General features: G+C 57.9%; 23 protein-coding genes. 11 read left to right on the forward strand and 12 right to left on the reverse strand.

What is annotated here, in order from left to right; genetic code table 11:
- Positions 1 to 94: 94 nt before the first annotated feature.
- From AC1ROI_RS18120 to AC1ROI_RS18145, 6 genes are all read right to left on the reverse strand, one after another.
- On the reverse strand, positions 95 to 328 hold the full coding sequence (locus tag AC1ROI_RS18120) for a hypothetical protein (RefSeq protein ID WP_083376044.1): 234 nt from the start codon (positions 326 to 328) through the stop codon (positions 95 to 97).
- Between the two features lie 228 nt (positions 329 to 556).
- Positions 557 to 1,432 carry a polyamine aminopropyltransferase gene (gene speE, locus AC1ROI_RS18125; RefSeq protein WP_010456619.1) on the reverse strand — a complete coding sequence of 292 codons (876 nt, stop codon included), beginning with the start codon at positions 1,430 to 1,432 and terminating at the stop codon, positions 557 to 559.
- Between the two features lie 247 nt (positions 1,433 to 1,679).
- Complete coding sequence (locus tag AC1ROI_RS18130) at positions 1,680 to 1,871, reverse strand: PLDc N-terminal domain-containing protein (RefSeq protein ID WP_010456621.1); 192 nt, start codon at positions 1,869 to 1,871, stop codon at positions 1,680 to 1,682.
- Positions 1,872 to 1,935: 64 nt separating this feature from the next.
- Complete coding sequence (locus AC1ROI_RS18135) at positions 1,936 to 2,466, reverse strand: hypothetical protein (RefSeq protein WP_102595322.1); 531 nt, start codon at positions 2,464 to 2,466, stop codon at positions 1,936 to 1,938.
- A 246-nt stretch (positions 2,467 to 2,712) separates the two neighbouring features.
- The gene (locus tag AC1ROI_RS18140) at positions 2,713 to 3,231 is read right to left on the reverse strand and encodes an ankyrin repeat domain-containing protein (protein ID WP_010456625.1); all 519 of its coding nucleotides are present in this window, start codon (positions 3,229 to 3,231) and stop codon (positions 2,713 to 2,715) included.
- A gap of 96 nt (positions 3,232 to 3,327) precedes the next feature.
- A complete protein-coding gene (locus AC1ROI_RS18145) occupies positions 3,328 to 5,154 on the reverse strand; it encodes a long-chain-acyl-CoA synthetase (protein WP_102595321.1) in 1,827 nt (608 codons plus the stop codon).
- 344 nt (positions 5,155 to 5,498) lie between these two features.
- On the opposite strand from AC1ROI_RS18145, the gene AC1ROI_RS18150 reads away from it, so the two are divergent.
- Positions 5,499 to 5,777: a DUF3509 domain-containing protein gene (locus tag AC1ROI_RS18150; protein ID WP_010456630.1), complete on the forward strand. Its 279-nt coding sequence runs from the start codon at positions 5,499 to 5,501 to the stop codon at positions 5,775 to 5,777.
- A 205-nt stretch (positions 5,778 to 5,982) separates the two neighbouring features.
- On the opposite strand, the gene mtnC is transcribed toward AC1ROI_RS18150, so the two are convergent.
- The 5 genes from mtnC to aroC are packed head-to-tail and all read right to left on the reverse strand — an operon-like array spanning position 5,983 to position 10,144.
- A complete protein-coding gene (mtnC, locus tag AC1ROI_RS18155) occupies positions 5,983 to 6,666 on the reverse strand; it encodes an acireductone synthase (protein ID WP_102595320.1) in 684 nt (227 codons plus the stop codon).
- A 4-nt stretch (positions 6,667 to 6,670) separates the two neighbouring features.
- Positions 6,671 to 7,216 carry a 1,2-dihydroxy-3-keto-5-methylthiopentene dioxygenase gene (locus AC1ROI_RS18160; RefSeq protein WP_102595319.1) on the reverse strand — a complete coding sequence of 182 codons (546 nt, stop codon included), beginning with the start codon at positions 7,214 to 7,216 and terminating at the stop codon, positions 6,671 to 6,673.
- Positions 7,217 to 7,250: 34 nt separating this feature from the next.
- Positions 7,251 to 7,877 carry a methylthioribulose 1-phosphate dehydratase gene (locus tag AC1ROI_RS18165; RefSeq protein WP_102595318.1) on the reverse strand — a complete coding sequence of 209 codons (627 nt, stop codon included), beginning with the start codon at positions 7,875 to 7,877 and terminating at the stop codon, positions 7,251 to 7,253.
- Positions 7,874 to 9,019, reverse strand: a complete 1,146-nt coding sequence (locus AC1ROI_RS18170; RefSeq protein ID WP_010456638.1) for an MFS transporter — start codon at positions 9,017 to 9,019, stop codon at positions 7,874 to 7,876. The genes AC1ROI_RS18165 and AC1ROI_RS18170 overlap by 4 nt, the downstream gene beginning before the upstream one ends.
- A 33-nt stretch (positions 9,020 to 9,052) precedes the next feature.
- Positions 9,053 to 10,144 (reverse strand): chorismate synthase, encoded by a 1,092-nt coding sequence (gene aroC / locus AC1ROI_RS18175; RefSeq protein WP_010456640.1) that lies wholly within the window; start codon positions 10,142 to 10,144, stop codon positions 9,053 to 9,055.
- 129 nt (positions 10,145 to 10,273) lie between these two features.
- Here aroC and AC1ROI_RS18180 point away from each other — a divergent pair, with 129 nt between their 5' ends.
- Positions 10,274 to 11,227: an alpha/beta hydrolase gene (locus AC1ROI_RS18180; RefSeq protein WP_010456642.1), complete on the forward strand. Its 954-nt coding sequence runs from the start codon at positions 10,274 to 10,276 to the stop codon at positions 11,225 to 11,227.
- A gap of 99 nt (positions 11,228 to 11,326) precedes the next feature.
- Entirely contained in the window at positions 11,327 to 12,118 is a 792-nt protein-coding gene (locus AC1ROI_RS18185; protein ID WP_102595317.1) for a hypothetical protein, read from the forward strand.
- Positions 12,119 to 12,244: 126 nt separating this feature from the next.
- On the opposite strand, the gene prmB is transcribed toward AC1ROI_RS18185, so the two are convergent.
- A complete protein-coding gene (prmB, locus tag AC1ROI_RS18190; protein WP_010456646.1) occupies positions 12,245 to 13,153 on the reverse strand; it encodes a 50S ribosomal protein L3 N(5)-glutamine methyltransferase in 909 nt (302 codons plus the stop codon).
- 238 nt (positions 13,154 to 13,391) lie between these two features.
- Here prmB and AC1ROI_RS18195 point away from each other — a divergent pair, with 238 nt between their 5' ends.
- From AC1ROI_RS18195 to AC1ROI_RS18230, 8 genes are all read left to right on the forward strand, one after another.
- The gene (locus tag AC1ROI_RS18195; RefSeq protein ID WP_010456648.1) at positions 13,392 to 13,982 is read left to right on the forward strand and encodes a cysteine hydrolase family protein; all 591 of its coding nucleotides are present in this window, start codon (positions 13,392 to 13,394) and stop codon (positions 13,980 to 13,982) included.
- Positions 13,983 to 14,112: 130 nt separating this feature from the next.
- Entirely contained in the window at positions 14,113 to 14,433 is a 321-nt protein-coding gene (locus tag AC1ROI_RS18200; RefSeq protein ID WP_102595316.1) for a hypothetical protein, read from the forward strand.
- An 87-nt stretch (positions 14,434 to 14,520) separates the two neighbouring features.
- Complete coding sequence (locus AC1ROI_RS18205) at positions 14,521 to 15,078, forward strand: Smr/MutS family protein (protein WP_010456652.1); 558 nt, start codon at positions 14,521 to 14,523, stop codon at positions 15,076 to 15,078.
- A 77-nt stretch (positions 15,079 to 15,155) separates the two neighbouring features.
- On the forward strand, positions 15,156 to 15,701 hold the full coding sequence (folE, locus tag AC1ROI_RS18210) for a GTP cyclohydrolase I FolE (RefSeq protein ID WP_003204506.1): 546 nt from the start codon (positions 15,156 to 15,158) through the stop codon (positions 15,699 to 15,701).
- Between the two features lie 101 nt (positions 15,702 to 15,802).
- Positions 15,803 to 16,174 (forward strand): glutathione S-transferase N-terminal domain-containing protein, encoded by a 372-nt coding sequence (locus tag AC1ROI_RS18215; protein WP_010456661.1) that lies wholly within the window; start codon positions 15,803 to 15,805, stop codon positions 16,172 to 16,174.
- 335 nt (positions 16,175 to 16,509) lie between these two features.
- Positions 16,510 to 17,859: an NCS2 family permease gene (locus AC1ROI_RS18220; RefSeq protein WP_042932677.1), complete on the forward strand. Its 1,350-nt coding sequence runs from the start codon at positions 16,510 to 16,512 to the stop codon at positions 17,857 to 17,859.
- Positions 17,860 to 17,931: 72 nt separating this feature from the next.
- Positions 17,932 to 18,561: a LysE family translocator gene (locus tag AC1ROI_RS18225; RefSeq protein WP_010456665.1), complete on the forward strand. Its 630-nt coding sequence runs from the start codon at positions 17,932 to 17,934 to the stop codon at positions 18,559 to 18,561.
- Between the two features lie 208 nt (positions 18,562 to 18,769).
- Positions 18,770 to 22,369 (forward strand): calcium-binding protein, encoded by a 3,600-nt coding sequence (locus tag AC1ROI_RS18230; protein ID WP_102595854.1) that lies wholly within the window; start codon positions 18,770 to 18,772, stop codon positions 22,367 to 22,369.
- Positions 22,370 to 22,411 lie beyond the last annotated feature (42 nt).

The following is a 22,411-nucleotide window of genomic DNA, read 5'->3' on the forward strand; positions in this document are numbered from 1 at the left end:
CAGACCTTAGCGATCCGTTCGCTGATCTCGATTGCAGAGTAGCCCCAAGACGGAGGCGCTGCCAAGGCCTGGATAAGAATGAGACAGGTGTTGTTCAGATTGGCGTGATGTCGAGGATTTGAATGCTGTTCTGCGCTTTGAGATTTTTTACGCTGGCATCAGCGGTTCGCCCTTCCAGATCATTCAGATCCAGTTCAGCGGCGACAGGAAGGAGCCGGCCTTTGATGAGTTTCGCGGCTTGCTCGTTATCCGGGCACTTGTCGCACTCAAAGACTTCATCGACTGTTTCACCGTGATCATCCACGAAAGTGATTTTCCACTTTTGCATCAGTGCCTCCTCGAACAAACCCGCAAATGGGCTTACATCCATCTGGACTTTTGGCCTGAGTGATCGTTCAAACGGATTACCGCATGCAGGTATGAAAAACATACAGGAACCTGTAGGAGCGAAGCTTGCTCGCGAAAGCGCTGCATCAGTCAACTTGTGTATTGCCTGATGCACCGCTTTCGCGAGCAAGCTTCCCTCCTGCAAGGGGGTTATGCGTACATCTTCAGTTTAGTCGTTGCTTGGCTTGTTGATCGCTTGCAGCACGTATTGCGGCAAGGCGAAGGCGCCGATGTGGATTTCCGGGTTGTAGTAGCGGGTGATGATGCCGCTGCCGGCGAAACGCTGTTGCAGGGTTTCGCGGGACAACTTGCGATAGGCGGTGTTGGTCGCCCCCCAGGCAAAGGTCATCGAGCCGCCGATGTAGGTCGGCACCGCGGCCTGATAGAAGTGCCAGTCCGGGAACAGACTGCGCAGGCGACCCGCGGTGGTTTTGACTTCTTCGATCTGCATGAACGGCGTGCCGTTCTGCGTGACCAGGATGCCGCCCTCGTTCAGGCAGCGACGGCAGGCCTGGTAGAAGTTTTCGGAGAACAGCACTTCACCCGGACCGATCGGGTCAGTGGAATCGGAAATGATCACGTCGAATTTTTCGGTGGTGGTGGCGACGAAACGCATGCCGTCATCGATTACCAGATTCAGGCGGGGATCATCGAACGCACCCTTGGAGTGGTTCGGCAGGAATTCCTTGCACATGTCGACCACGGTGCCGTCGATCTCGACCATGGTGATGTGCTCAATGCTGCGGTGCTTGGCCACTTCACGCAGCATGCCGCCGTCGCCACCACCGATAATCAGTACACGTCTGGCGGCGCCATGCGCCAGGATCGGCACGTGGGTGAGCATCTCGTGGTAGATGAATTCGTCGGCCTCGGTGGTCTGGATCACGCCGTCCAGCGCCATGACCCGGCCCATGCGCGGGTTTTCGAAAATCACCAGGTGCTGGTGTTCGGTGCGCACTTCGTGCAGCAGTTTTTCCATGCGAAAACGCTGGCCGTAGCCTTCGTAGAGGGTTTCCAGGTATTCGCTGGTGGTGATGTTGCTCATGGGAAGTGCTCCGATGAATGCGGTGGCAACGGACGGTTACCCGCCCATGATGGCCAATCGATCGGCTCGATTAACCGGGAAAGGCGCGCATTCTACGTTGCGGAAGATGACAGGTCGAACCTTCTGACGCCCACATACTTGTAGGAGCGAGGCTTGCCCGCGAAGAACGATAACTCGGTCTCTCTGTTAAACCGTGTAATCGTTCTTCGCGGGCAAGCCTCGCTCCTACAGGGGGGCGGTGTTGGGGTCAGATCCGCACATTGCCCCGGGGCCCGGCGATAGCCCAGATGATCAGGCCCAGGACAGGCAGCAGCAGAATCAGCAGCACCCAGATGATTTTCATCCCTGTGTCAGCGCCACTTTTGAGCACGTTGATGATTGCCCAAATGTCCAGGACAAGAATAATCAGGCCGATCAGGCCATTGAACGTGGAACCCATGGTGTCGCTCCCTAAGAGTGGTGTGCACTCTTAGGATAGCCGGGCCTTGCGAGGGTTCCGTATTTTAAACGTGGACCGCTATTTTCAGGGCTTCGAGCGATGGCGCGGCGGTGATACCCACTTGCGCGCACAAATCGAGCACGCGCGGTACGTCGTTGCCGTAGACCAACACCATTTGCAGTTCGTCGTCGAGCAACTGGCTGAAGTTCATCAGCGTGTAACCGCCGTTTTCCTTGTTCATGCTGCCCATCTGCACCTGAATGCGGTTGAGCGCTGTCAGGGCTTCGGTCTTGGCCAGTTGCTTGGGTTTGATGTTGAAATCAACGCCGGGGCCGAACGAGGCGACGATCTGGGCGAACAGGTCGACGTAGGTGTCGGCCTGGAACAGCACGGTTTCCGGCAGGCTGCCCACTACAACCCACTCGCCCAGTGGAATCGGGAAGGAGTCGTCGTAGTTGATATCCGGATTGGCCGTCAGAAAAGCCTCGGGATCGGCGTAGGCCTGAGCCGCTTCGTCAGCGACTTTCAGGATTTCGTCATCGCTCATGCACCCGGAGCTGATTTTAGTGATGAGTTCGACGAGTGCGGCTTTCATGGGGCGGATCCTGTAGCGAGTGAATTTTGAGGGCGCGAAGGATAGCGCATTCGGAGAGAGTTACCGAGCAGACCAAAACTGCGTGGCGAGGGAGCTTGCTCCCGCTCGGCTGCAAAGCAGTCGTCAATCAGGTGAAAGCGGTCGACCTGATCTACTGCGGTGAATGGTTTTGGGGCCGCTTCGCAGCCCCGCGGGAGCAAGCTCCCTCGCCATAAAAGCCTCGATACCACAGGGGAGCGTGCGTATTCAGGCCAGCAGTTTTTGCAACTGCGCGGTGGTGTCGACAGCGCCCATTGTTTTCGCGGCGTCCAGCGCGGTGACGCCATTGGCATCCTTGGCTTTCGGATCGGCGCCTTTGCTGATCAGGTAATCGACGATTTCAACGCGGTTGAACATCGCCGCCATCATCAGCGCGGTGCGGCCGTCGAAGGATGAGCCTTCCACTTGTGCGCCCCCCTCGACCAACGCCTTGACCACCGCCAGGTCGCCCTTGAACGCGGCGCCGGCAATCGGGCTCTGGCCATTGTCGTTGCGGATTTCCGGGTCGGCCTTGTGTTCCAGCAGCACTTTCACCGTCTCCACGTGGCCGTGGTAGGCGGCGAGCATCAGCAAGGTGTCGCCCTTGTGGTTGCGCAGGTTCGGCGGCAGGCCTTTGGTCAGCAACGCAGCCATCATGGCCGCATCGCCCTCGCGTGCCTTGTTGAATACCTGTTCGGCAAATTCAGCGGCTTCTTCGGGGGTCATCTGGCGGCTTTGGTCTGACATCGGGGACTCCACTGTCTGTCATTCGGAAAGCCGACAGTTTCCCGAGCAGCCCCAAGGCTGTCACTTCTTTTTTCTCAAGAGCCGCCATAGCCACATTCAATAGCGGTACTTGCCGCCGCGAATATCCGCCAGGATCTGGTCGGTGACTTGCACGTAAGTCTGGGTGCCGGGCAGCCAGGCGTAGATCGGGTCATCGCCGGTTTTGCCGGGGTCGAAGGCTTCGTCCTTGAGCCGGGTTTTCTGGTATTTGAAGGTCCCGGTGGTTTCCATTTTCACTTTCACCCGCAGGAAAAGCGGCACCGCATACGCGGGCATCTGCTGGCGGGCAAACGCCAACAACTCGCTGAAATCCAGGGTTGCCAAGGATTCGGCTGGCGTGATCGCGGCCATGCCGGCACGTCCGTTGGTGTTCAGGATTTCCACGCCATACGCCACGGCTTCTGAAATATTCGGGTGTTGCAGCAAGATGTTCTCGACCTCGGTCGTCGAGACGTTCTCACCCTTCCAGCGATAGGTGTCCCCCAACCGATCAACAAACTGCGCATGGCCAAAACCGATATTGCGCAGCAGATCGCCCGTATTGAAGTAACGGTCGCCCCGGGTGAACACGTCGTGGAGCACGACTTTTTCAGTCTTCTGCGGATCGGTGTAACCGTCCAGCGGCGCCTTGTCGTCGATTCTCGCCAACAACAGACCCTGCTCGCCTTTGGCAACTTTGCGCATGAAGCCCTTGGCGTCACGAATCGGCAGGCCGCTGTCGTGGTCGTAGGCCACCAGCTCCCAGGCCATCAGGGAAAAACCGATGGTGTTGTCGAAGTTGAGGATGTTGGTGAAGCCGATATTGCCGTCGCTGGCGGCGTACAGCTCACAAATGTGCTCAACCGCAAAGCGCGTCTTGAACTCGCGCCAGGCGCCGGGCCGCAGGCCATTGCCGATCATCTTGCTCACGCGGTGTTTGCTGTCCTCGGTCGTGGGTGGTTGATCCACCAGGTAGCGGCATAATTCGCCGACGTAACCAAGGGTGGTCGCCTGGTATTTGCGCACGTCGCTCCAGAACTGGCTGGCGCTGAATTTGCGGCGGATTGCAAATCCTGCGGCGCCGCTGATCGCCGCCCCCCAACACACGCAGAGCCCGGTGGCGTGATACAGAGGCAAGGTGCAATACACGACATCCTCGGGCTGCATATTCAGGGCGATCTGGCCGAAGCTCGCCGAGCTGCGCATCCAGCGACCGTGTTTGAACACGCCCGCCTTGGGCAACCCGGTGGTGCCTGAGGTGTAGATATAGAAACAAGGATCGTCGAAGAAAACCTGCTGGCTGCTGGTCGGATTTTCACTGGACGCCTGGGCGCTGGCGCTCATCAGGTTGATGAAACCGTCGGGGGCATGGCCGGGATGTCGATAGGTGTCTTGATCGGCGACGAACCAGGTGCGCGTCGGCTCGATCGACACCCGCTCGCGGACGGCACTGAAAGCCGGGACCAGTTCTTCGCCCACAATGATCGCCGCAGGCGCCACGAGGTTCAGGCTGTGGGCCAGGGTGTCGCGGGTTTGCGAGGTATTGAGCAAGGCACTGATCGCGCCGACCTTGGCCACTGCCAGAATCGTCACCAGCAGTTCTGGACGGTTCTCGAGAAAAACCGCCACCACATCACCCTTGCGGATGCCTTGGGTAATCAAGTGATGGGCGATGCGATTGGCCCACTGATTGACCTGTGCATAACTCAGCGTCACGTCGCCTTGCAGCAACGCGGGCCCATCGGGATTGCGCAAGGTCGCTTGCTCGAACGTCCAGCCGAGGCCACACGCTTGGGTCGGATCCTTGACGTTGGCAACCTTCATGCCCTTCACCACCCGAGGAATGGCTTTGGCAATGGAAGGCAGTTTGCGGAGCATCATGCTCCAGGTAATCGTGTCGCTCATGCTTGCTCCCGTTCGATCTTTTTATTGTCGGGCGGCGGTCTATGAGTCCGAAAATACGTCAGCGGTTCTTGAGCTGTACACGCGGTTTTTGAAATGTTTTGTATCCGCGCCCCGAGCGTTCGAGATCGCGAACCTCAGCGCGGGTGATTGGTTCCATCCAATCGAGGCCAACCCCGCAAAATGCAGGATGCACGATGGTCATTCATGCAGATTGCACGAAAGCGAAAATCCACCAAAAATATAACTCATTGATTTATAAGGATTTTAAAAATATCAGGTGCTGGCACAATCACTGCAACTACCTCTCCATGCTTGCCAATCAAGTGCTAACGGAGCTGATAGACATGAGCCTGATCCAAGAAAAATTTACCTCCCTGTTCTCCAACTTCGAAGTGAACACCCAACCACGTCCGGATGGTGGCATTCTGCTGACCCTGCGCAGCACCGAAGGCAAAGTGTTCAAGCGTTCGATTTCGTACCAGCAATTGCATGCCGGCGATCAGTTGTCGTGGGTGATCAGTGCAATTCGCCGTGATCTGGCCGAACAGGCCAGCGAACTGCCGCAGATCTCCATGCTGCAAAGCCAGCAGCGGTTTGCCCTGCCGACCTATCACTCGGCGTGAACCTTGCGGTTGTGTAAATAAACGCGCTGTAAAAAAACAGGCCGTGAGAGCTTTCGCTCCACGGCCTGTTTTGTTTTTGAAGCTGCACTGAGCCTTTGTAGGAGCGAAGCTTGCTCGCGAAGGCGATGGAGCAGATGTCAATAATGTTGACGGACACGCCGCCTTCGCGAGCAAGCTTCGCTCCTACAGGTAAGTCGTTTCGACGTTAAAAGGTGGAAAGATCAATCCGGGCAAAACTGTCGACGGTGACATGCCCTGCCAGCGCCCCGCCTTCCCGGGCCAGTCCGCAAGTGGCCATGCCAGCGGCGCGCGCCGCGTCCAGTTCCTCGACGATATCGGACAGAAACACAATCTGCGCAGCCTCCAGCCCGATCGCCTGGGTGATGCGCTCGTAAGAGTGTGCTTCACGCTTGGGCCCCGACGTGGTGTCGAAATAGCCGCTGAACAAGGGCGACAAGTCCCCCGCCTCCGAGCAACCGAAGATCAGCTTCTGTGCCTGGATCGAGCCCGAGGAATACACAAACAGTTTAAAACCGTCCTGATGCCAGCGCTTGAGCGCTTCAACGGCATCCGGGTAAACGTGACCTTTCAACTGTCCGGCCTGATAGCCCTGCTCCCAGACCATGCCTTGCAATGCTTTCAGCGGCGTGGCCTTGCGGTCTTCGGCAATCCAGCCCAGCAGGATTTCGATCACCCGCTCAACGTCGGCGTCCGGTTCGTTGCTGTCACGGCGCACGGCGGCCAGTTGCTCGGCCACATCTGCGCGCCCGGCGTGCTGGCGAACAAAGTCCGGCAGGTGTTTGGCGGCATACGGAAACAGGACGTCGAACACAAAACTCACCGCGCTGGTGGTGCCTTCGATGTCGGTGAGAATCGCTTTGATCGGCATCGGCTCAGTCCTCAAGACGCGGGAAGCGGCTGGCGATGTCTTCGCCGGTGAAGTTGGCAACCCAGCCTTCAGGGTTGTTGAACAGTCGGATCGCGACGAAGTGCGGATGCTCGCCCATGTCGAACCAGTGCGGCGTGCCGGCCGGTACGGAGATCAGGTCGTTCTTCTCGCAGAGCACCGCGTAAACGTAATCGTCGATGTGCAGGGTGAACAGCCCACGGCCGGCGACGAAAAATCGGACTTCGTCTTCGCCATGGCGGTGTTCGTCGAGGAACTTGGCGCGCAGTTCGGCTTTTTGCGGGTGATCGCTGTTCAGGCTGATCACGTCGACGGTGACGTAACCGCGCTCGGTCATCAGTTTGTCGATCTGTTCCTGGTACGCCGCGATCACTTCTTCCTGACTGGCGCCCGGCTGGATTTTCGCGGTAGCTTGCCAGCGGTCGAAACGCACGCCCTGCTCGGCCAGGGTCGAGGCGATGTCTTCGAAATGGGTCAGCACCTTGTTCGGAAGATCAGGGTTTGAGACGTGGTAAACGGACAGGCTGCTCATCAGGGCAACTCCTTAACGGTTCATGCGTTGCGGTTCATGCTTGACGGTTCAAAACCGCGCGCATCTTCAACTCGCATTCGAACAAAAATTCAAACGCTTCGATCTGCCGCAGGGCGTCGCTCATGCGCGCGCCCCAGGTGTAGAGGCCGTGGCCGCGAATCAGGTAGCCGACGCAATCGGGATGGGCTTCTAGCCAAGGCTGCACCTTGGCGGCGAGGCGCGCAATGTCCTGGTCGTTGTCGAAAATCGGCACGCGCACCCGGGACTCGTGGGTCGAGACGCCGCTGAAAGCTTTTTGCAGTTCGTAATCTTCGAACTCGATGAAGTCTCCTGGCGTCAGGCGCGACAGCACCGTGGCGTTCACCGAATGGGTGTGCAGCACCGCGCCGATCTCCGGGCGCCAGCTGTAGAGCTGGGTGTGCAGCAGGGTTTCGGCGGACGGTTTTTTGCCCGGTTCCAGGCTGTTGCCCGACAGGTCGGTGACCAGCACATCATCCACACCCAGCTGGCCTTTGTGCTTGCCGGACACGGTCAGCAGCGCTTCGGTCGGCGACAGGCGGGTCGAGTAGTTGCTGCTGGTGGCCGGCGACCAGCCGCGACCGTACAGAAAACGCCCGGCGTCGATGATTTCCTGGGCGAGGTGTTCACGGGTAAGGCTCATGGCCTGTCCTCTTGCATGCGTGTGGCAATGATAACGGCAGCGGCGAAGGCTGCGAGACTGGCAATACTAAAGGTGAACGTGGCCCCGAGGGCGTTCCAGCTGTAGCCGGAATACAACGCGCCCAATGCGCCGCCAGTGCCGGCGAGCGCGGCGTAAAGCGCCTGGCCCTGACCTTGCTGACGCGCACCGAAGCTACGTTGCACGAACTGGATGGCAGCGGCGTGAAAGCTGCCGAATGTTGCAGCGTGCAGCACCTGGGCAAACAGCAGCACCCAAAGGAATTCGGCCAGCGAGCCCAGCAGCAACCAGCGCACGGCCGCCAGCAGGAAACTCACCAGCAGCACCCGACGCACCGAGAAGCGCGCGAGGATTTTGCTCATGGCCAGAAACATCAGGACTTCGGCAACCACGCCGACCGCCCAGAGCATGCCGATCACGCCTCGACTGTAACCGAGCCGTTCGAGGTGCAGGGTCAAAAAGGTGTAATAAGGCCCGTGGCTCACCTGCATCAGCGCCACGCAAGCGTAAAACGCCAACACGCCGGGATTGCGCAATTGCCTGAGAAAACCGTCTCCGGCAATGCGTTCGCCCTGAACCGGTTGAGCGTTGGGCACCCACAGGCTGCTGACGACGATGCCGGCCATGATCAGCACCAGCGCCACCGGGTAAATGTCGAGGCTCAGCCATTCGAACATCCGGCCGAGCGCGACCACGGTGATGATGAAACCGATGGACCCCCAGAGGCGGATCTGACTGTAGCGCGACGTCTGCCCTTTCAAGTGCGCCAGGGTGATGACTTCGAACTGCGGCAACACCGCGTGCCAGAAGAACGCATGCAGCGCCATGACCATCGCCAGCCAGGCGTAGGTCTGGCTGACGAAAATCAGCGAAAACGTCAGCAGGGTGCAGACGGCGCCGAAGCGCACGATGGCCAGGCGCCGGCCGGTGTAGTCACCCAGCCAGCCCCAGATGTTCGGTGCCACGCAACGCATCAGCATCGGGATCGCCACCAGTTCGCCGATGCGCGCGCTGGAAAAGCCCAGGTGATCGAAGTACAGCGCCAGAAACGGTGCTGTCGAACCGAGCAAGGCGAAATAGAACAGATAGAAACTGGAGAGCCGCCAGTATGGGAGCGCCGCCACGTCGTCAGACCGCAGCGGCGTTGAGGTCAGCCATTAAAGCTGACCCAGCACCGGCGTGCTCACGCGCACGTCGGCATTCTGCCCGCGATGACGCAACAGGTGATCCATCAGCACGATGGCCATCATCGCTTCGGCGATCGGCGTGGCGCGGATGCCGACGCAGGGGTCATGACGGCCCTTGGTGATGACGTCCACCGGGTTGCCATGAACGTCGATCGAGCGGCCCGGCGTGGTGATGCTCGAGGTCGGCTTGAGGGCCAAGTGCGCAACGATCGGCTGACCGGAGGAGATACCGCCCAAAATGCCGCCCGCGTTGTTGCTGAGGAAGCCTTCCGGAGTCATTTCGTCGCGGTGTTCAGTACCGCGCTGGGCGACGCTGGCGAAACCGGCACCGATTTCCACGCCTTTCACGGCGTTGATGCTCATCAGCGCATGGGCCAGTTCGGCGTCGAGGCGGTCGAAGATCGGCTCGCCGAGGCCTGGCATCACGCCTTCGGCGACGACGGTGATCTTGGCGCCGACCGAATCCTGATCGCGGCGCAGCTGGTCCATGTAGGCTTCCAGCTCCGGCACCTTGTCCGGGTCAGGGCTGAAGAACGCGTTCTCTTCCACCGAATCCCAGGTCTTGAACGGGATCTCGATCGGGCCGAGCTGGCTCATGTAGCCGCGAATGACGATGCCCTGGCTGGCCAGGTATTTCTTGGCAATCGCACCAGCGGCTACACGCATGGCGGTTTCGCGGGCGGAACTGCGTCCGCCACCGCGGTAATCGCGCTCGCCGTATTTGTGGTGATAGGTGTAGTCGGCGTGGGCCGGGCGGAACAGATCCTTGATCGCCGAGTAGTCCTTGGACTTCTGGTCGGTATTGCGGATCAACAGGCCGATGGCGCAACCGGTGGTGCGACCTTCGAACACGCCGGAGAGGATTTCGACTTCGTCGGCTTCCTGGCGCTGCGTGGTGTGGCGGCTGGTACCGGGTTTGCGGCGATCCAGATCGCGCTGCAGATCCTCAACGGAAATCTCCAGCCCCGGCGGGCAGCCGTCGACAATGGCGACCAACGCCGGACCATGGCTTTCGCCCGCGGTGGTGACAGTGAACAGCTTGCCGTAGGTATTGCCGGACATGCAGGACGCTCCGTGAAATGAACCTGAATACGTAATGCGCGCCAGTATACGCAGGCTACCCAAGTAGTTCATCCTCGAACCTTATGGGTGCCCGCGAGTCCAACCGGCACCTTTGTGAATGATGGCGTGATGATGCTGCGAGTTCTAGCCTTGAGCCTTACCCTGTTTACCGGCTTTGCCCAGGCCACTGTCCTGCAACGCCCGATCACTTTGGATACCGGCACCGGGGAGCTTTTCGGCTCGCTGTTGCTGCCTAAATCCGACACCCCCGTGCCCGTTGTCCTGATCATTTCCGGCTCCGGTCCTACGGATCGTGACGGAAACAACCCCGACGGCGGCCGTAACGACAGCCTCAAGCGGCTGGCCTGGGTGCTGGCCAAACACAACATCGCCAGCGTGCGTTACGACAAGCGCGGCGTGGCGGCGAGCCTCGCAGCGACGCCGGACGAGCGCAATCTGTCGGTGGAAGCTTATGTCGCCGACGCCGAGGCCTGGGGCCGCAAGCTCAAAACCGACCCGCGCTTTGGCCAGCTGATTCTGCTGGGCCACAGCGAAGGCGCCTTGATCGCCAGCCTTGCGGCGCCCAGCGTCGATGCCGCCGCGGTCATCTCCATGTCGGGCAGCGCCCGGCCGATCGACCAGGTGTTGCGTCAGCAATTGAGCAATCGCCTGCCACCGCCGTTGATGCTGCGCAGCAATGAACTGCTCGACAGCCTCAAGGCCGGCAAAACCGACGACAACGTGCCGCCGCAGTTACAGGTAATTTTCCGCCCGAGCGTGCAGCCGTATCTGATTTCGCTGTTCCGTCAGGACCCGGAGGCAGCGTTCGCCAAATTGAAAATGCCGGCGTTGATCATCCAGGGCAGCAACGACATTCAGGTCGGCGTCGGTGACGCCAGGATGCTCAAGGCGGCCAAACCGGACGCCGAACTGGCGCTGATCGAAGGCATGAACCACGTCATGCGCATCGTGCCCAACGACGTGAAACGACAAATGGCCTCTTACAAGGACCCGCAATTGCCGTTGGCCGCCGAACTCGGCGCGCGAATCCTCGAGTTTATTGACGGACTTCGCACCAGTTAGCCACTACTCACCCTCCAGTCCTGAAAAAAACGGCCGATAAGCCTTTGTCGCCAGCGCTATGACTGACGACAAGCAGAGCTTGGACAGGATCTCGCCGTTATGACTGATACCCAGACTTCAACCGACACGACCGCTGAAAAAGACACACCGCCAGCGGTCGAGCTGCCGTGGGCGGACGTTCACGTCGAGCACCACAAGATGCTCCGCCTGGCGCCGCTGCAAACCGACCGCAATACCGGTGGGCGGCCATTGCGCTTTGTCGAATTCGGTTACGCCGACCGCCACAGCAAGGACCACAGCCTGATGCGCATGAGCATCAAGCTGCCCGGCCAGCGCGTGCGCAAAGAGCAGAACCATCTGGACGTGTGGGTCGATCACACCGCCAAGCGTGTGCATTTCGAGCCTGAAAGCGGTTTGCAGATTGAACCGATGAACCGTGGCATCGGCCGGTTCATGGCCACCCAGGGCATCACTTGGGCGAAGAAGCGTTGGCCCGGCTACACCATCGACGGCACGGATCTGAACAATAAAGATGCGTTGAACGAAGACACGCGCCTGCGCCGCGATCACTTTCTCAAGGCCCATGGTTTTGAAGTGGTCTACGCCGACGCCCAGCATTTGAAAGGCAGCGTCAAAGAAGTAAAGGTCGAAGACCTGCTGGGTGACTGGAACAGCGAAAAGCTGCAAGTGGTGGAAATACTCGAAGCCGCGCAGATGCTTCAACAGGCCGAGCAGAACCTGGCCGAGCAGGAAGTGAAACTGAAGAAACACGAAGAGAAGGTCAGCAAGTACAAGCGTGAAGACGCCGGTCTGCGCTTTACCATTACGTGCCTGGTGGCGTTTGCGGTGTTTCAGGCGGGGTTACTGATCTGGATTGCTACGCACCGGTAACGATCCGAGACCGCGGCGCGGTCTTCGCGGGCAAGCCACGTTCCCACCGATTTTGCGTCGTGCCCAAATGATGCGGCACACACAAGACCTGTAGGAACGAGGCTTGCCCGCGAAAGCGCCCTATAGTCAGACGCGGGAAGCGAACAGGGCCTGATGATCGCGGCACTGCTCCGCACTCAACATGAACACACCATGCCCACCGCGCTCGAAATCGAGCCAGGCGAAGTCGACTTCCGGGTACAGCGCCTCAACGTGAACCTGGCTGTTGCCCACTTCAACTATCAGCAAGCCCTTCTCGGTCAAATGATCCGCTGCTTCAGCGAGCATCCGTCGCACCAGGTTCAAACCATCATCACCGCAGGCCAGGCCCAGTTCAGGTTCATGCTGATATTCGTCCGGCATGTCGGCGAAATCTTCCGCGTCAACGTAAGGCGGGTTCGACACGATCAGGTCGAAACGCTGACCCGGCAAGCCGTCAAACCCATCACCCTGAACGGTGTACACCCGCTCATCAACGCCATGGCGCTCGATGTTCTGGTTGGCCACCTCCAGCGCTTCGAACGACAGATCAGCCAGCACGACTTCGGCGTTCTGGAATTCGTAGGCGCAGGCGATACCGATGCAACCGGAACCGGTGCACAGGTCGAGAATCCGCGCCGGCTCGGCACCCAGCCATGGTTCGAAACGTTTTTCGATCAGCTCGCCAATCGGCGAGCGCGGGATCAGCACACGTTCGTCGACAATGAACGACATCCCGCAAAACCAGGCTTCGCCCAGCAGGTAGGCGGTCGGAATGCGGTCTTCGATGCGGCGTTTGAGCAAGCGTTGCAGATTGACCAGTTCGTCATCTTCCAGGGCGCAATCGAGGTAGCTGTCAGCGATCTCCCACGGCAAGTGCAAGGCACCCAACACCAGTTGACGGGCTTCGTCCCAGGCGTTGTCGGTCCCATGGCCGAAAAACAGATCCTCCCCATGGAAGCGGCTGACGGCCCAACGGATATGGTCACGCAGGGTACGAAGGCGGGAAGTGATCACGGGGGTAAACTCCAGAAAAAACGACTGGCGATTCTAACAGCCAAAACGCGCCACGACGACGCGGGAAAACAGCAGATCAGATGTAGGACATGTCCATTTTCACTGTTGGCTATTGAACAAAACCTGCATCTTGACAAGGCTGCACGCCAGCAACGACGGCGCCTGCGATAGTAGCGATTCACAGAACCGCTCAGCCAGAGGACAATGTCGCAAAAGCCCCACTCCAAGGAGCCCCAGAATGTCCGTTCCAAAAACGATGTTTCAACTCAGCGGCCGCGGTTACGCAGCAGCCAATCTGGGTCATGCGACCCTTGTCATCATCGATGCCCAGAAAGAATACCTCAGCGGCCCGCTGGCCCTGACCGGCATGGATGCTGCCGTCGCGAACATCAAGCAACTGGTGGCCGCTGCCCGTGCCGCCGGTCGTCCGATCGTGCATGTGCGCCATCTCGGCACCGTGGGCGGGCTGTTCGATCCACAGGGCGAGCGCGGTGAGTTTATCCCGGGCCTGGAGCCGCTGGCGGACGAAACCATTATCGGCAAACTGCTGCCGAGTGCGTTTCACGGCACCCCATTGTACGATCGACTGCAAGAACTCGGCTCCCTGGACCTGATCGTGTGCGGCTTCATGAGTCACTCCAGCGTCAGCACCACCGTGCGTGCGGCAAAGAACCTGGGCTTTCGCTGCACCCTGGTTGAAGACGCCTGCGCGACTCGCGATCTGCCCTACAAAGGTGGCGTACTCACAGCCGAGCATGTTCAGCACACCGAAATGGCGATCATGGCGGACAACTTCGCCACCCTCGCGCTCACTCATGAACTGATCTGATCGGCCTCGAAGAGCGGTCAATACCGCCGCTCATCCGCAAAAGCCTCTCATTTGCTGCAATTGACTTAGCCTCAGGAACAACCCGGACAACTCCCGGTCGAAGGGCCGATACCCATTGAGGAAGGTCGGAATGAAGTTATCCGATGGTTTTGACGCACGCCGCTTGCGGCCCAAGGGCCAACGCAACTGGCGTTTTCGATTCGGCGCAGCCTTTGCTGCCTTGCTGGCGACGTGCGGTGTGTTGCTGGCAATGGCCGGCGCCGCCAGCCTGCTCGGCCGCCCTCCGGCCCTGGGCGAATTGAATGCCAGCCCGCTGGGCTCGGCGATCACTCTGGCGGTTGGCCTGTTTGTGCTTTATATCGGTGTGTGGCTGTGGCGTCGTTGCCGGCGTCGTTCGCGCCAATCGCGAGAGCTGAACATGTCCCCGCACCTGATGAAAAAACACGATTGAATCGAAGGCCCGGCTTTTAGGCGGGCCTCAATTGTTATGGATAGTGCCTCGACTTGGGTAAACTGGCCGCCCTTCGCGGAGGCTGACATGCAAGACGACGATTTTTCCCTGTTCAAAAGTGCGATCCAAGGCGTCAAGCCGATCAAGCACGATCGCGCCGAAACCGGCAAACCCAAGGCCGACCGCGCGCAAATCGCCAAGTTGCGTCAGGCCGCGACCGTTCGCACCGATGCCACCACCGTTGATGGTCTGTCCGATCAGTTCGTGATCGACGTCGGCCCGGAAGACGAGTTGATGTGGGCCCGTGACGGCGTTCAGGAAAGCCAGATACGCAAGCTCAAGATCGGACAGATTCCGTTCGAAGGCAGCCTCGACCTGCACGGCATGACGGTGGAAAAAGCCCGGGAAACCCTCTGGGCGTTCCTGGCTGAAGCAACCAAATTCGAAATCCGCTGTGTGCGTGTCACCCACGGCAAAGCCGTGCGTCTGGACGGCAAGCGGCCGATGATCAAAAGCCACGTCAACACGTGGTTGCGTCAGCATTCCCAAGTACTCGGCTTCACCTCTTGCCAACCGAAACATGGCGGTGCCGGCGCGGTGTATGTGATGCTCAAACGGACCATGATGGAAGGTCGTGACGAGTAAAGCTGTCGCTTCACGCTTGCAGCGCCGTGTTTGCCACCGTACCCTTGCCCTTTGCGAAAATCCCCACAGGTAGTTTCATGTCCCTGGAACAGAATTACACCGCGATTCTCGGCCAATTGGGCGAGGACGTCTCCCGCGAGGGCCTGCTCGACACGCCAAAGCGTGCCGCCAAAGCCATGCAGTACCTTTGCCGCGGCTATGAACAGACACTGGAAGAAGTCACCAACGGTGCCTTGTTCAGCTCCGACAACAGCGAAATGGTGCTGGTCAAGGACATCGAGCTTTACTCGTTGTGCGAACACCACCTGCTGCCGTTCATCGGCAAGGCTCACGTCGCCTACATCCCGAGCGGCAAAGTATTGGGCCTGTCGAAAGTCGCGCGAATCGTCGATATGTACGCTCGCCGCCTGCAGATCCAGGAAAACCTCAGCCGCCAGATCGCCGATGCGGTCCAGCAAGTCACCGGTGCCCTGGGCGTTGCGGTGGTGATCGAGGCCAAGCACATGTGCATGATGATGCGCGGTGTGGAAAAGCAGAATTCGTCGATGATCACGTCGGTGATGCTGGGTGAGTTCCGCGAAAACGCCGCGACACGCAGCGAGTTTCTCAGCCTGATCAAGTAATTCGTTACACGAAGAAAACCGGCATTCATCGCCGGTTTTTTTTCGTCTGTGAAAAATCAGGTAAGCTGCGCGCCTTCCGTTCGCCCTGTGAGGCTTATTCCGTGTTCGTAAAAGCGCTTCGTGTCGGCCTTGGCCAACTGATCATCTTCATCGACTTCATTACTCGCCCAGGCAAGAAGCAGCGCCCCGCCGCCGCTCAGGCTCAGGTCGAAACAGCGGCCAAGGACCTGACGCTGTATCAGTTCCACGCCTGCCCGTTCTGTGTGAAAACCCGTCGCACCCTGCGTCGTCTGAATGTGCCGGTAACGTTGCGCGATGCGAAGAACAACGAACAGGATCGCCAGACCCTGCTGGAGCAAGGCGGCAAGATCAAGGTGCCGTGCCTGCGCATTGAAGAAAATGGGCAGACCACCTGGATGTATGAGTCCAAGGTGATTATTGATTATCTGGATAAGCGGTTCGCAGCTGCCTGACACGGCGGATCTCGAACAAAAATAAACCGGCCCATTGGCCGGTTTATTCGTTTCTACCCTCCCCCCCAGTCGTTTCCCCGCTTGCTTGTGATGCGAGCCGGGCTCGGTCAGCGGTACGACGAAGGTCTCCCTCCCGGCGATATATCCCTATTGCCAAACTTTTCGTCTACAAAATCAAAAACATTATTTGCTTTATTTGTATACAAAAGCATAATCCACTTCGTGCGAGTTTCTGACCAGCCGGTCAACAAATTCGCAAGTGCCTCAAAGGGCCGCTGCCACCCTCATGGGTCCGGCCCTGGAAATAACAATAAAACTCTTGAGGAGTATTCGCTGTGGAAAGCCGCAAATCCGAAGCCCCGACGCTGGAACTCTCGCCGCCGTTACGCAATGGCTTGCTTGAGCGCATTTTCAAACTCAGCTTGCACGGCACCACGGTGAAGACCGAGCTGATTGCCGGTCTGACAACCTTCATCACCATGGCCTACATCATCTTCGTCAACCCCAACATCATGGCCGACGCCGGGATCGATCACGGTGCCGCGTTCGTCGCGACCTGTATCGCTGCTGCGCTCGGTTGCCTGTTAATGGGCCTGTATGCCAACTGGCCGGTCGGCCTGGCACCGGGCATGGGGCTGAACGCCTTCTTCACTTACACCGTGGTCGGCACCATGGGCTACAACTGGGAAACCGCCCTTGGCGCGGTGTTTGTTTCCGGTGTGTTGTTCATGTTCCTGACCTTTTCGCGGATTCGCGAATGGTTGCTCAACAGCATTCCTGTGAGTCTGCGCTACGCCATGGGCGCCGGCGTGGGGCTGTTTCTTGGGTTGATCGGCCTGAAAACCGCCGGCATTGTCGTTGATAGCCCGGCCACCCTGATCAAGCTCGGCTCCCTGCGCGAGCCCGGCCCGTTGCTGGCCGCCATCTGCTTCCTGATGATCGCCGTGCTCAGCTACCACAAAGTGTTCGGTGCGATCCTCATCAGCATCATCACCGTGACCCTCGCGGGCTGGGGCCTGGGCCTCGTCCACTACGAAGGCATCATGTCTGCCCCGCCAAGCCTGGCGCCCACCTGGATGGCCATGAATGTTGCCGGCGTGTTCAACGTCAGCATGATCAGCGTGGTGCTGGCCTTCCTCTTCGTGCACATGTTCGACACCGCCGGCACCCTGATGGGCGTCGCCCAGCGCGCCAACCTGGTGAACGCGGACGGCCGGATCGAAAACCTTTCTCGCGCCATGAAAGCTGACAGTGCTTCCAGCGTGTTTGGCGCTGTAGTCGGCGTCCCACCCGTCACAAGCTATGTGGAAAGTGCCGCTGGCGTAGCGGCGGGTGGTCGGACTGGTCTTACCGCCGTCACCGTGGGTGTGTTATTTATTGCAGCCATGTTCTTCGCTCCACTGGCGGGCATGATCCCTGCTTATGCAACAGCGGGTGCGCTGATTTATGTGGCGATGCTGATGATGGGCGGCATGGCGCACATCGAATGGGACGAAGCGACCGACAGCATTCCGGCGATCGTCACTGCGATCATGATGCCGCTGACGTTCTCGGTTGCCGATGGCATCGCGCTGGGCTTTATCACCTACGTGGTCCTGAAAGCCTTCACCGGCAAGCACAAGGAAATTTCTGTCAGTCTGTGGGTGTTGTGCGCGATCTTCATCGCCAAGTTTATTTTCTTGTAAGCGTTACGGCGTCAGTGTTTCAAATCAGCCTCACCCCGTCGGGTGGGGCTTTTGCACAAATGGAGGAAAGTGATGAGTCTGGAAACCTGGCTGCTGTTCAGCGGCGCTGCGCTGGTGGTGATCCTGATCCCGGGGCCCCTGTCTTTGCTGATGATCAGCAACAGTCTGAATTACGGTTTGCGCCGCTCTTACCCGGCGTTCCTGGGGGGCGTTATTGCCTCGATCTGCCTGCTCAGTGCCTCGGCGCTGGGCCTGGGCGCCCTGTTGCTGGCATCGGAACAGTTGTTTAGCGCGCTGAAAATCGTTGGTGCGCTGTACCTGTTCTACCTCGCCTGGCAGAGCTGGCAGCAATCGCGCCAGCCATCGGTTGGCGCTGAAGTGCCCCAGGCTGCACCGGTGCCACGTTTTCGTGCCCTCTTCGGACGCGCATTCGTGTTGGGCGCGAGCAATCCGAAGGATATTTTGTTCTTTGCTGCTTTCCTGCCGCAGTTTCTGAGCGCCGAACAACCGTTCCTGCCGCAGTTGCTGATGATGATTGCGACCTGGACTGTGCTGGATCTGCTGTGCAAATTAGCTTATGGGCTGGGCGCTCATGGTGCGGCCAGGTATTTACGCAGTGGCAAAGGACAAAGTTGGTTTAACCGGGTGAGCGCAGGACTCTTCAGTGGAGCGGGCGCAGCCTCCTTACTAAGCAATCACTGATCGTATTGCCCTATTACTTGAACTCTTGATTTCATTAGACGTTATCAACGTCAACGCACTAAGAAGTGTTTGCCAAGGATGGCAACACTTCAACCCCGCCCCGCAACAAACCGCAACACGCGATATAAATATATATAGTTGTCTTTTCAGAACTCCCCCTACCATGGCGCTGCGATTTTGCACACGACGCCAGGAAAAGGAAGTTCCTATGGCAATGGTTTTCCAAACCCCCGATCCCGATCACTACAATGCCGTCGAAGTGACGGATATTGAACTGCAAGCCAATGAGTACTCCCCAACCACTATTGATTTCGATAAAGAAAGCATCGCCTCCGCCCCGCAACAAACAAATGCCAATAAAAGCCAGCTACGCGTTATTGATGAGCTGTTCGGCCCTATAAAAATAGGCACCCACTCGATTACCCGGTGTGCACTGGATGCACTGGGCGCGACATCAAATGGTCAGGGATTGAACGCTCAAAACACGTTCTTTCGACACCCCAAGCGGTCTTTTATCAACGCCTTGCAATTTGACCCTTTATTTATTGAAGCGCGTATGCGATTCACCGGCACCCGGGATGATTACGCACTGCCTTCCTTGCTGTTTGAAATGGCGTCGCAACGCCCATTAACGGCTCCGCCCCTGCTAAGAGAATTACCTGATCCCGCTGCCGATCCTGAACAGTACCGCCACAAACTGGACAAATTGCTGAACGCGGCGCAGAGGCTTGATATACGCCACGCGCACTTGTCCAAAACCACACCTCCCTGGGTGAATCGGGTCAAAAGTAGCAGCATGGTCAGCATGGGGACCGGGCTTCAGGCCTTCGGTATTTACAGCGGGCTGCGCGGCCTGCAAGACGCCATTGCAAGAAAAGATCACGGCGAAGTTGTATTCAACAGCCTCAGCACTTCAGCGGAAGTCACTTCATTAGCCGTCGAAGTGGCGGTCACCAAGCAAGCAAAATACATGATCGAAGCCGGGCAAAAAGCCTACAGGGATTTTGCCAAAACCAGCTTCGGCGTTCGACTGGGGCGTGGCGCGGGGCTGATCGCGAGCGCACTGACGTTGCCCTTCGATGTCATGTCCGCCGTCAAATCCTTTAATAGCGCAGCGGCAACCACAGGCAAAGAAGCCACGGATCACTATGTCGCTGCTGGCTTGAGTGTGACCAGCGCGGCCATGACGTTGATTCTGGGTGCCGCCGCACTGGCAGGTTTCTCCTTTATCGGCCCGGTGGGGCTGACGGCCGGACTTCTGCTGGTGGCAGGTTCACAGGTCTATGCGGCGGTACGCGTTGTCGACGATATCGATGATTACATCGAACTCACTACCCATGAGCGCCTGCGCACGGGCTGGTTCGCCTTCTGGGGAATCCCCCCTGACGACGACATACAAACCCGCCACGCGATTGCCAAATCAACGGTTGAACATTCGAGATTGTTACAAGCGACCGCCCGAAAATTACTGGAAGGAAAATTAAAAGACAGTACAGAAGTCATTGTAAACGGCAAGTTCAAGGTCGAGCTAAAGCCGACACAGGTGCCTAGCTTCGATTGGGAGGCGCAACAGTACCTATATAAAACCATACAAAAACCGCACGTCATTGATAGTAACGACACGATTGATGCTCGTAACGGTGTGACTGACGACATGCCCGGCGCGGAGTTCGGAACGCCAGGAGAGAACAAAGGTGCGGTGTGGTTTATGGGTGGCGGCGACGACACCATCGTGGGTGTTGAAAAAAAGCCAAACAGATTCTATTACGGCGCAGGTATCAAGCATCTGACCGGGGGAGAGAAAGACGATGAATTCATCTTCGAAGGCGCCGCCGAACTTCTCAAAAACGGTCCAAAAGACCCTCTACCCACTCTTCTGAAAGGTGGTTTGGGCAGCGATACGCTAGTGGTTACCGGGAGCTATCCTGAGGGCAACCGCCAAAGATTCGGGTATTTCATCGATCTGAACGAAGGACGACTGTCCATCATCACCCATGACCAGACCAATGAGGGCCGTTTCAACTATCGGCACACGCTTCTGGAGAGCATTGAGAACGTCGAAACCCTGGCCGGTGCGCAAAACAAGGTCATCGGTACGGGCGGCCCGAATGTCATCAAGTCGCGCGGTCGCGACACCATTGAGGCGGGCGCCGGGGATGACAAAATCTATCTCCTGAACAATGAAGGTACAGCCGCCGGAGGTCCCGGAAAGGATCACTACGCGGTGGCCCATAAACCCGGCAACGTATTCATTACTGAAGATGGCGTGGAGGAAAGCGTCATTGCACTTGACTGGAGAATGGACCTGATAAAGAGCTGGAAAATCGACAATCACGAACTGGTCATCACCTCAGGCTTTGATCTCGACGATCTTAAAGAGCGGGATGTCTACATCAAGGGCGTCTATAAAACAGCCAACGATCGACGGCAACTGCAGAACAGGAAACTGACTTTCGTTACAAAGGACGGGTTTCATTTGATGCCTGAACTTCCTGAAACCATAGAGGCTGCCGGCTCCCTCGAGATTAAAACAGTCATTACTGAACAGGGAAAAACCCAAAACCCGGTCATCCTTTACAACCGTGAATACACGATCGCACACGACAAAAACACGAGTTATTTTGTTTCGCGACTCAATAAACATACGATCCTTACAGTAAAACAACGAAGCACAAACACGCTGGCAACCCTTTATCTGGAGTATGCCAGCCATGAACTGACGCGGGTCGAGGCTTACTTCAAGGTAGACCTGATGCGCCAACGTGACTTTGATCGCATCATGTACAAAGAATGTGGTCTGACCTTTCACTTTGACAGTCAGCGATTGACTATCAACAACCTGGCCAGCTCTATCTGGAGCGGCGACCAGAGAATCACAAGCCGACTGACGCGCCCCACCAACGTGTTGAACCAAGCTGTTCTTCTGATCATGAATGACGGTGTTTCTTATAGAGTCGATCCACCCTCTTTGCCCGATTCAGCTTTCTCCAACGATCAGTTCGAAATAAACGGTCCAATGGAGCGCACCCGCCAAGTGCCGCTGCCACTCGCGGCCAGAGATGGAGCGTCTGTTTTTTGTCAGCCCTTGGACAACGAGGCCCATCACCTGGGCAACCGGGAGAAGTGTGTCCAACTGGTCGCTTACCCTGAACAAACAACCATCGAACATCTGGAGGGTGACGGCTCGACGTACCTTGTCCACCTCAGCTCCGAAATGACGCTAGGCATTTCAACGCCAGGCGCTCGAGCGAACGCCCTACTCAAATCGCCATCGGCGTCTACCTGGGAATTCGATGCAACGAGCCTCGCCTACACCAGAATCAAACGGGTGGACGACTGTCTGCTGATCGGACATACCGTCATTCACCTTCCGCACTACGACGACCCACAAGATTTGATCGATCAGATACGGGTCATCACGCCAGACGGCGTTGTCTATAAAGTCGATCTGGATTTCGACGAAGTCTATATTGACTCACTGGATGGCCGGTATTTCAAAGGCGATGTTCTGAACGAGGGCGCCCTATTGGCAGAACTGAGAGCCTTGGAAATGGAGGACCTCGCCGTTCGAAACATAGCCCTGAGAGACGGTACTGTCGGCAGTCTGTCTTACAACCTGTCGGACCGTCGTTGGATACTTGATACAGACACGTCCCGCACTGTCCTTTACGCCGACCTGGTGCCTTTACACCGGTGCGCCCACCAACTCGAACACTGTTATGAGTTGATGGCGTTTGGCACTCGTTCCACCCCTCCGGTAAGCGCCGCCGATCTGCGGATACTTTTAGACACCTGCAAACTTCTATAGCGCCTACGCAAGACTTCAAACCTCAGGATAGGCAGACGTCTT

It is taken from the genome of Pseudomonas sp. GW823-FHT02C02, from assembly GCF_058797635.1.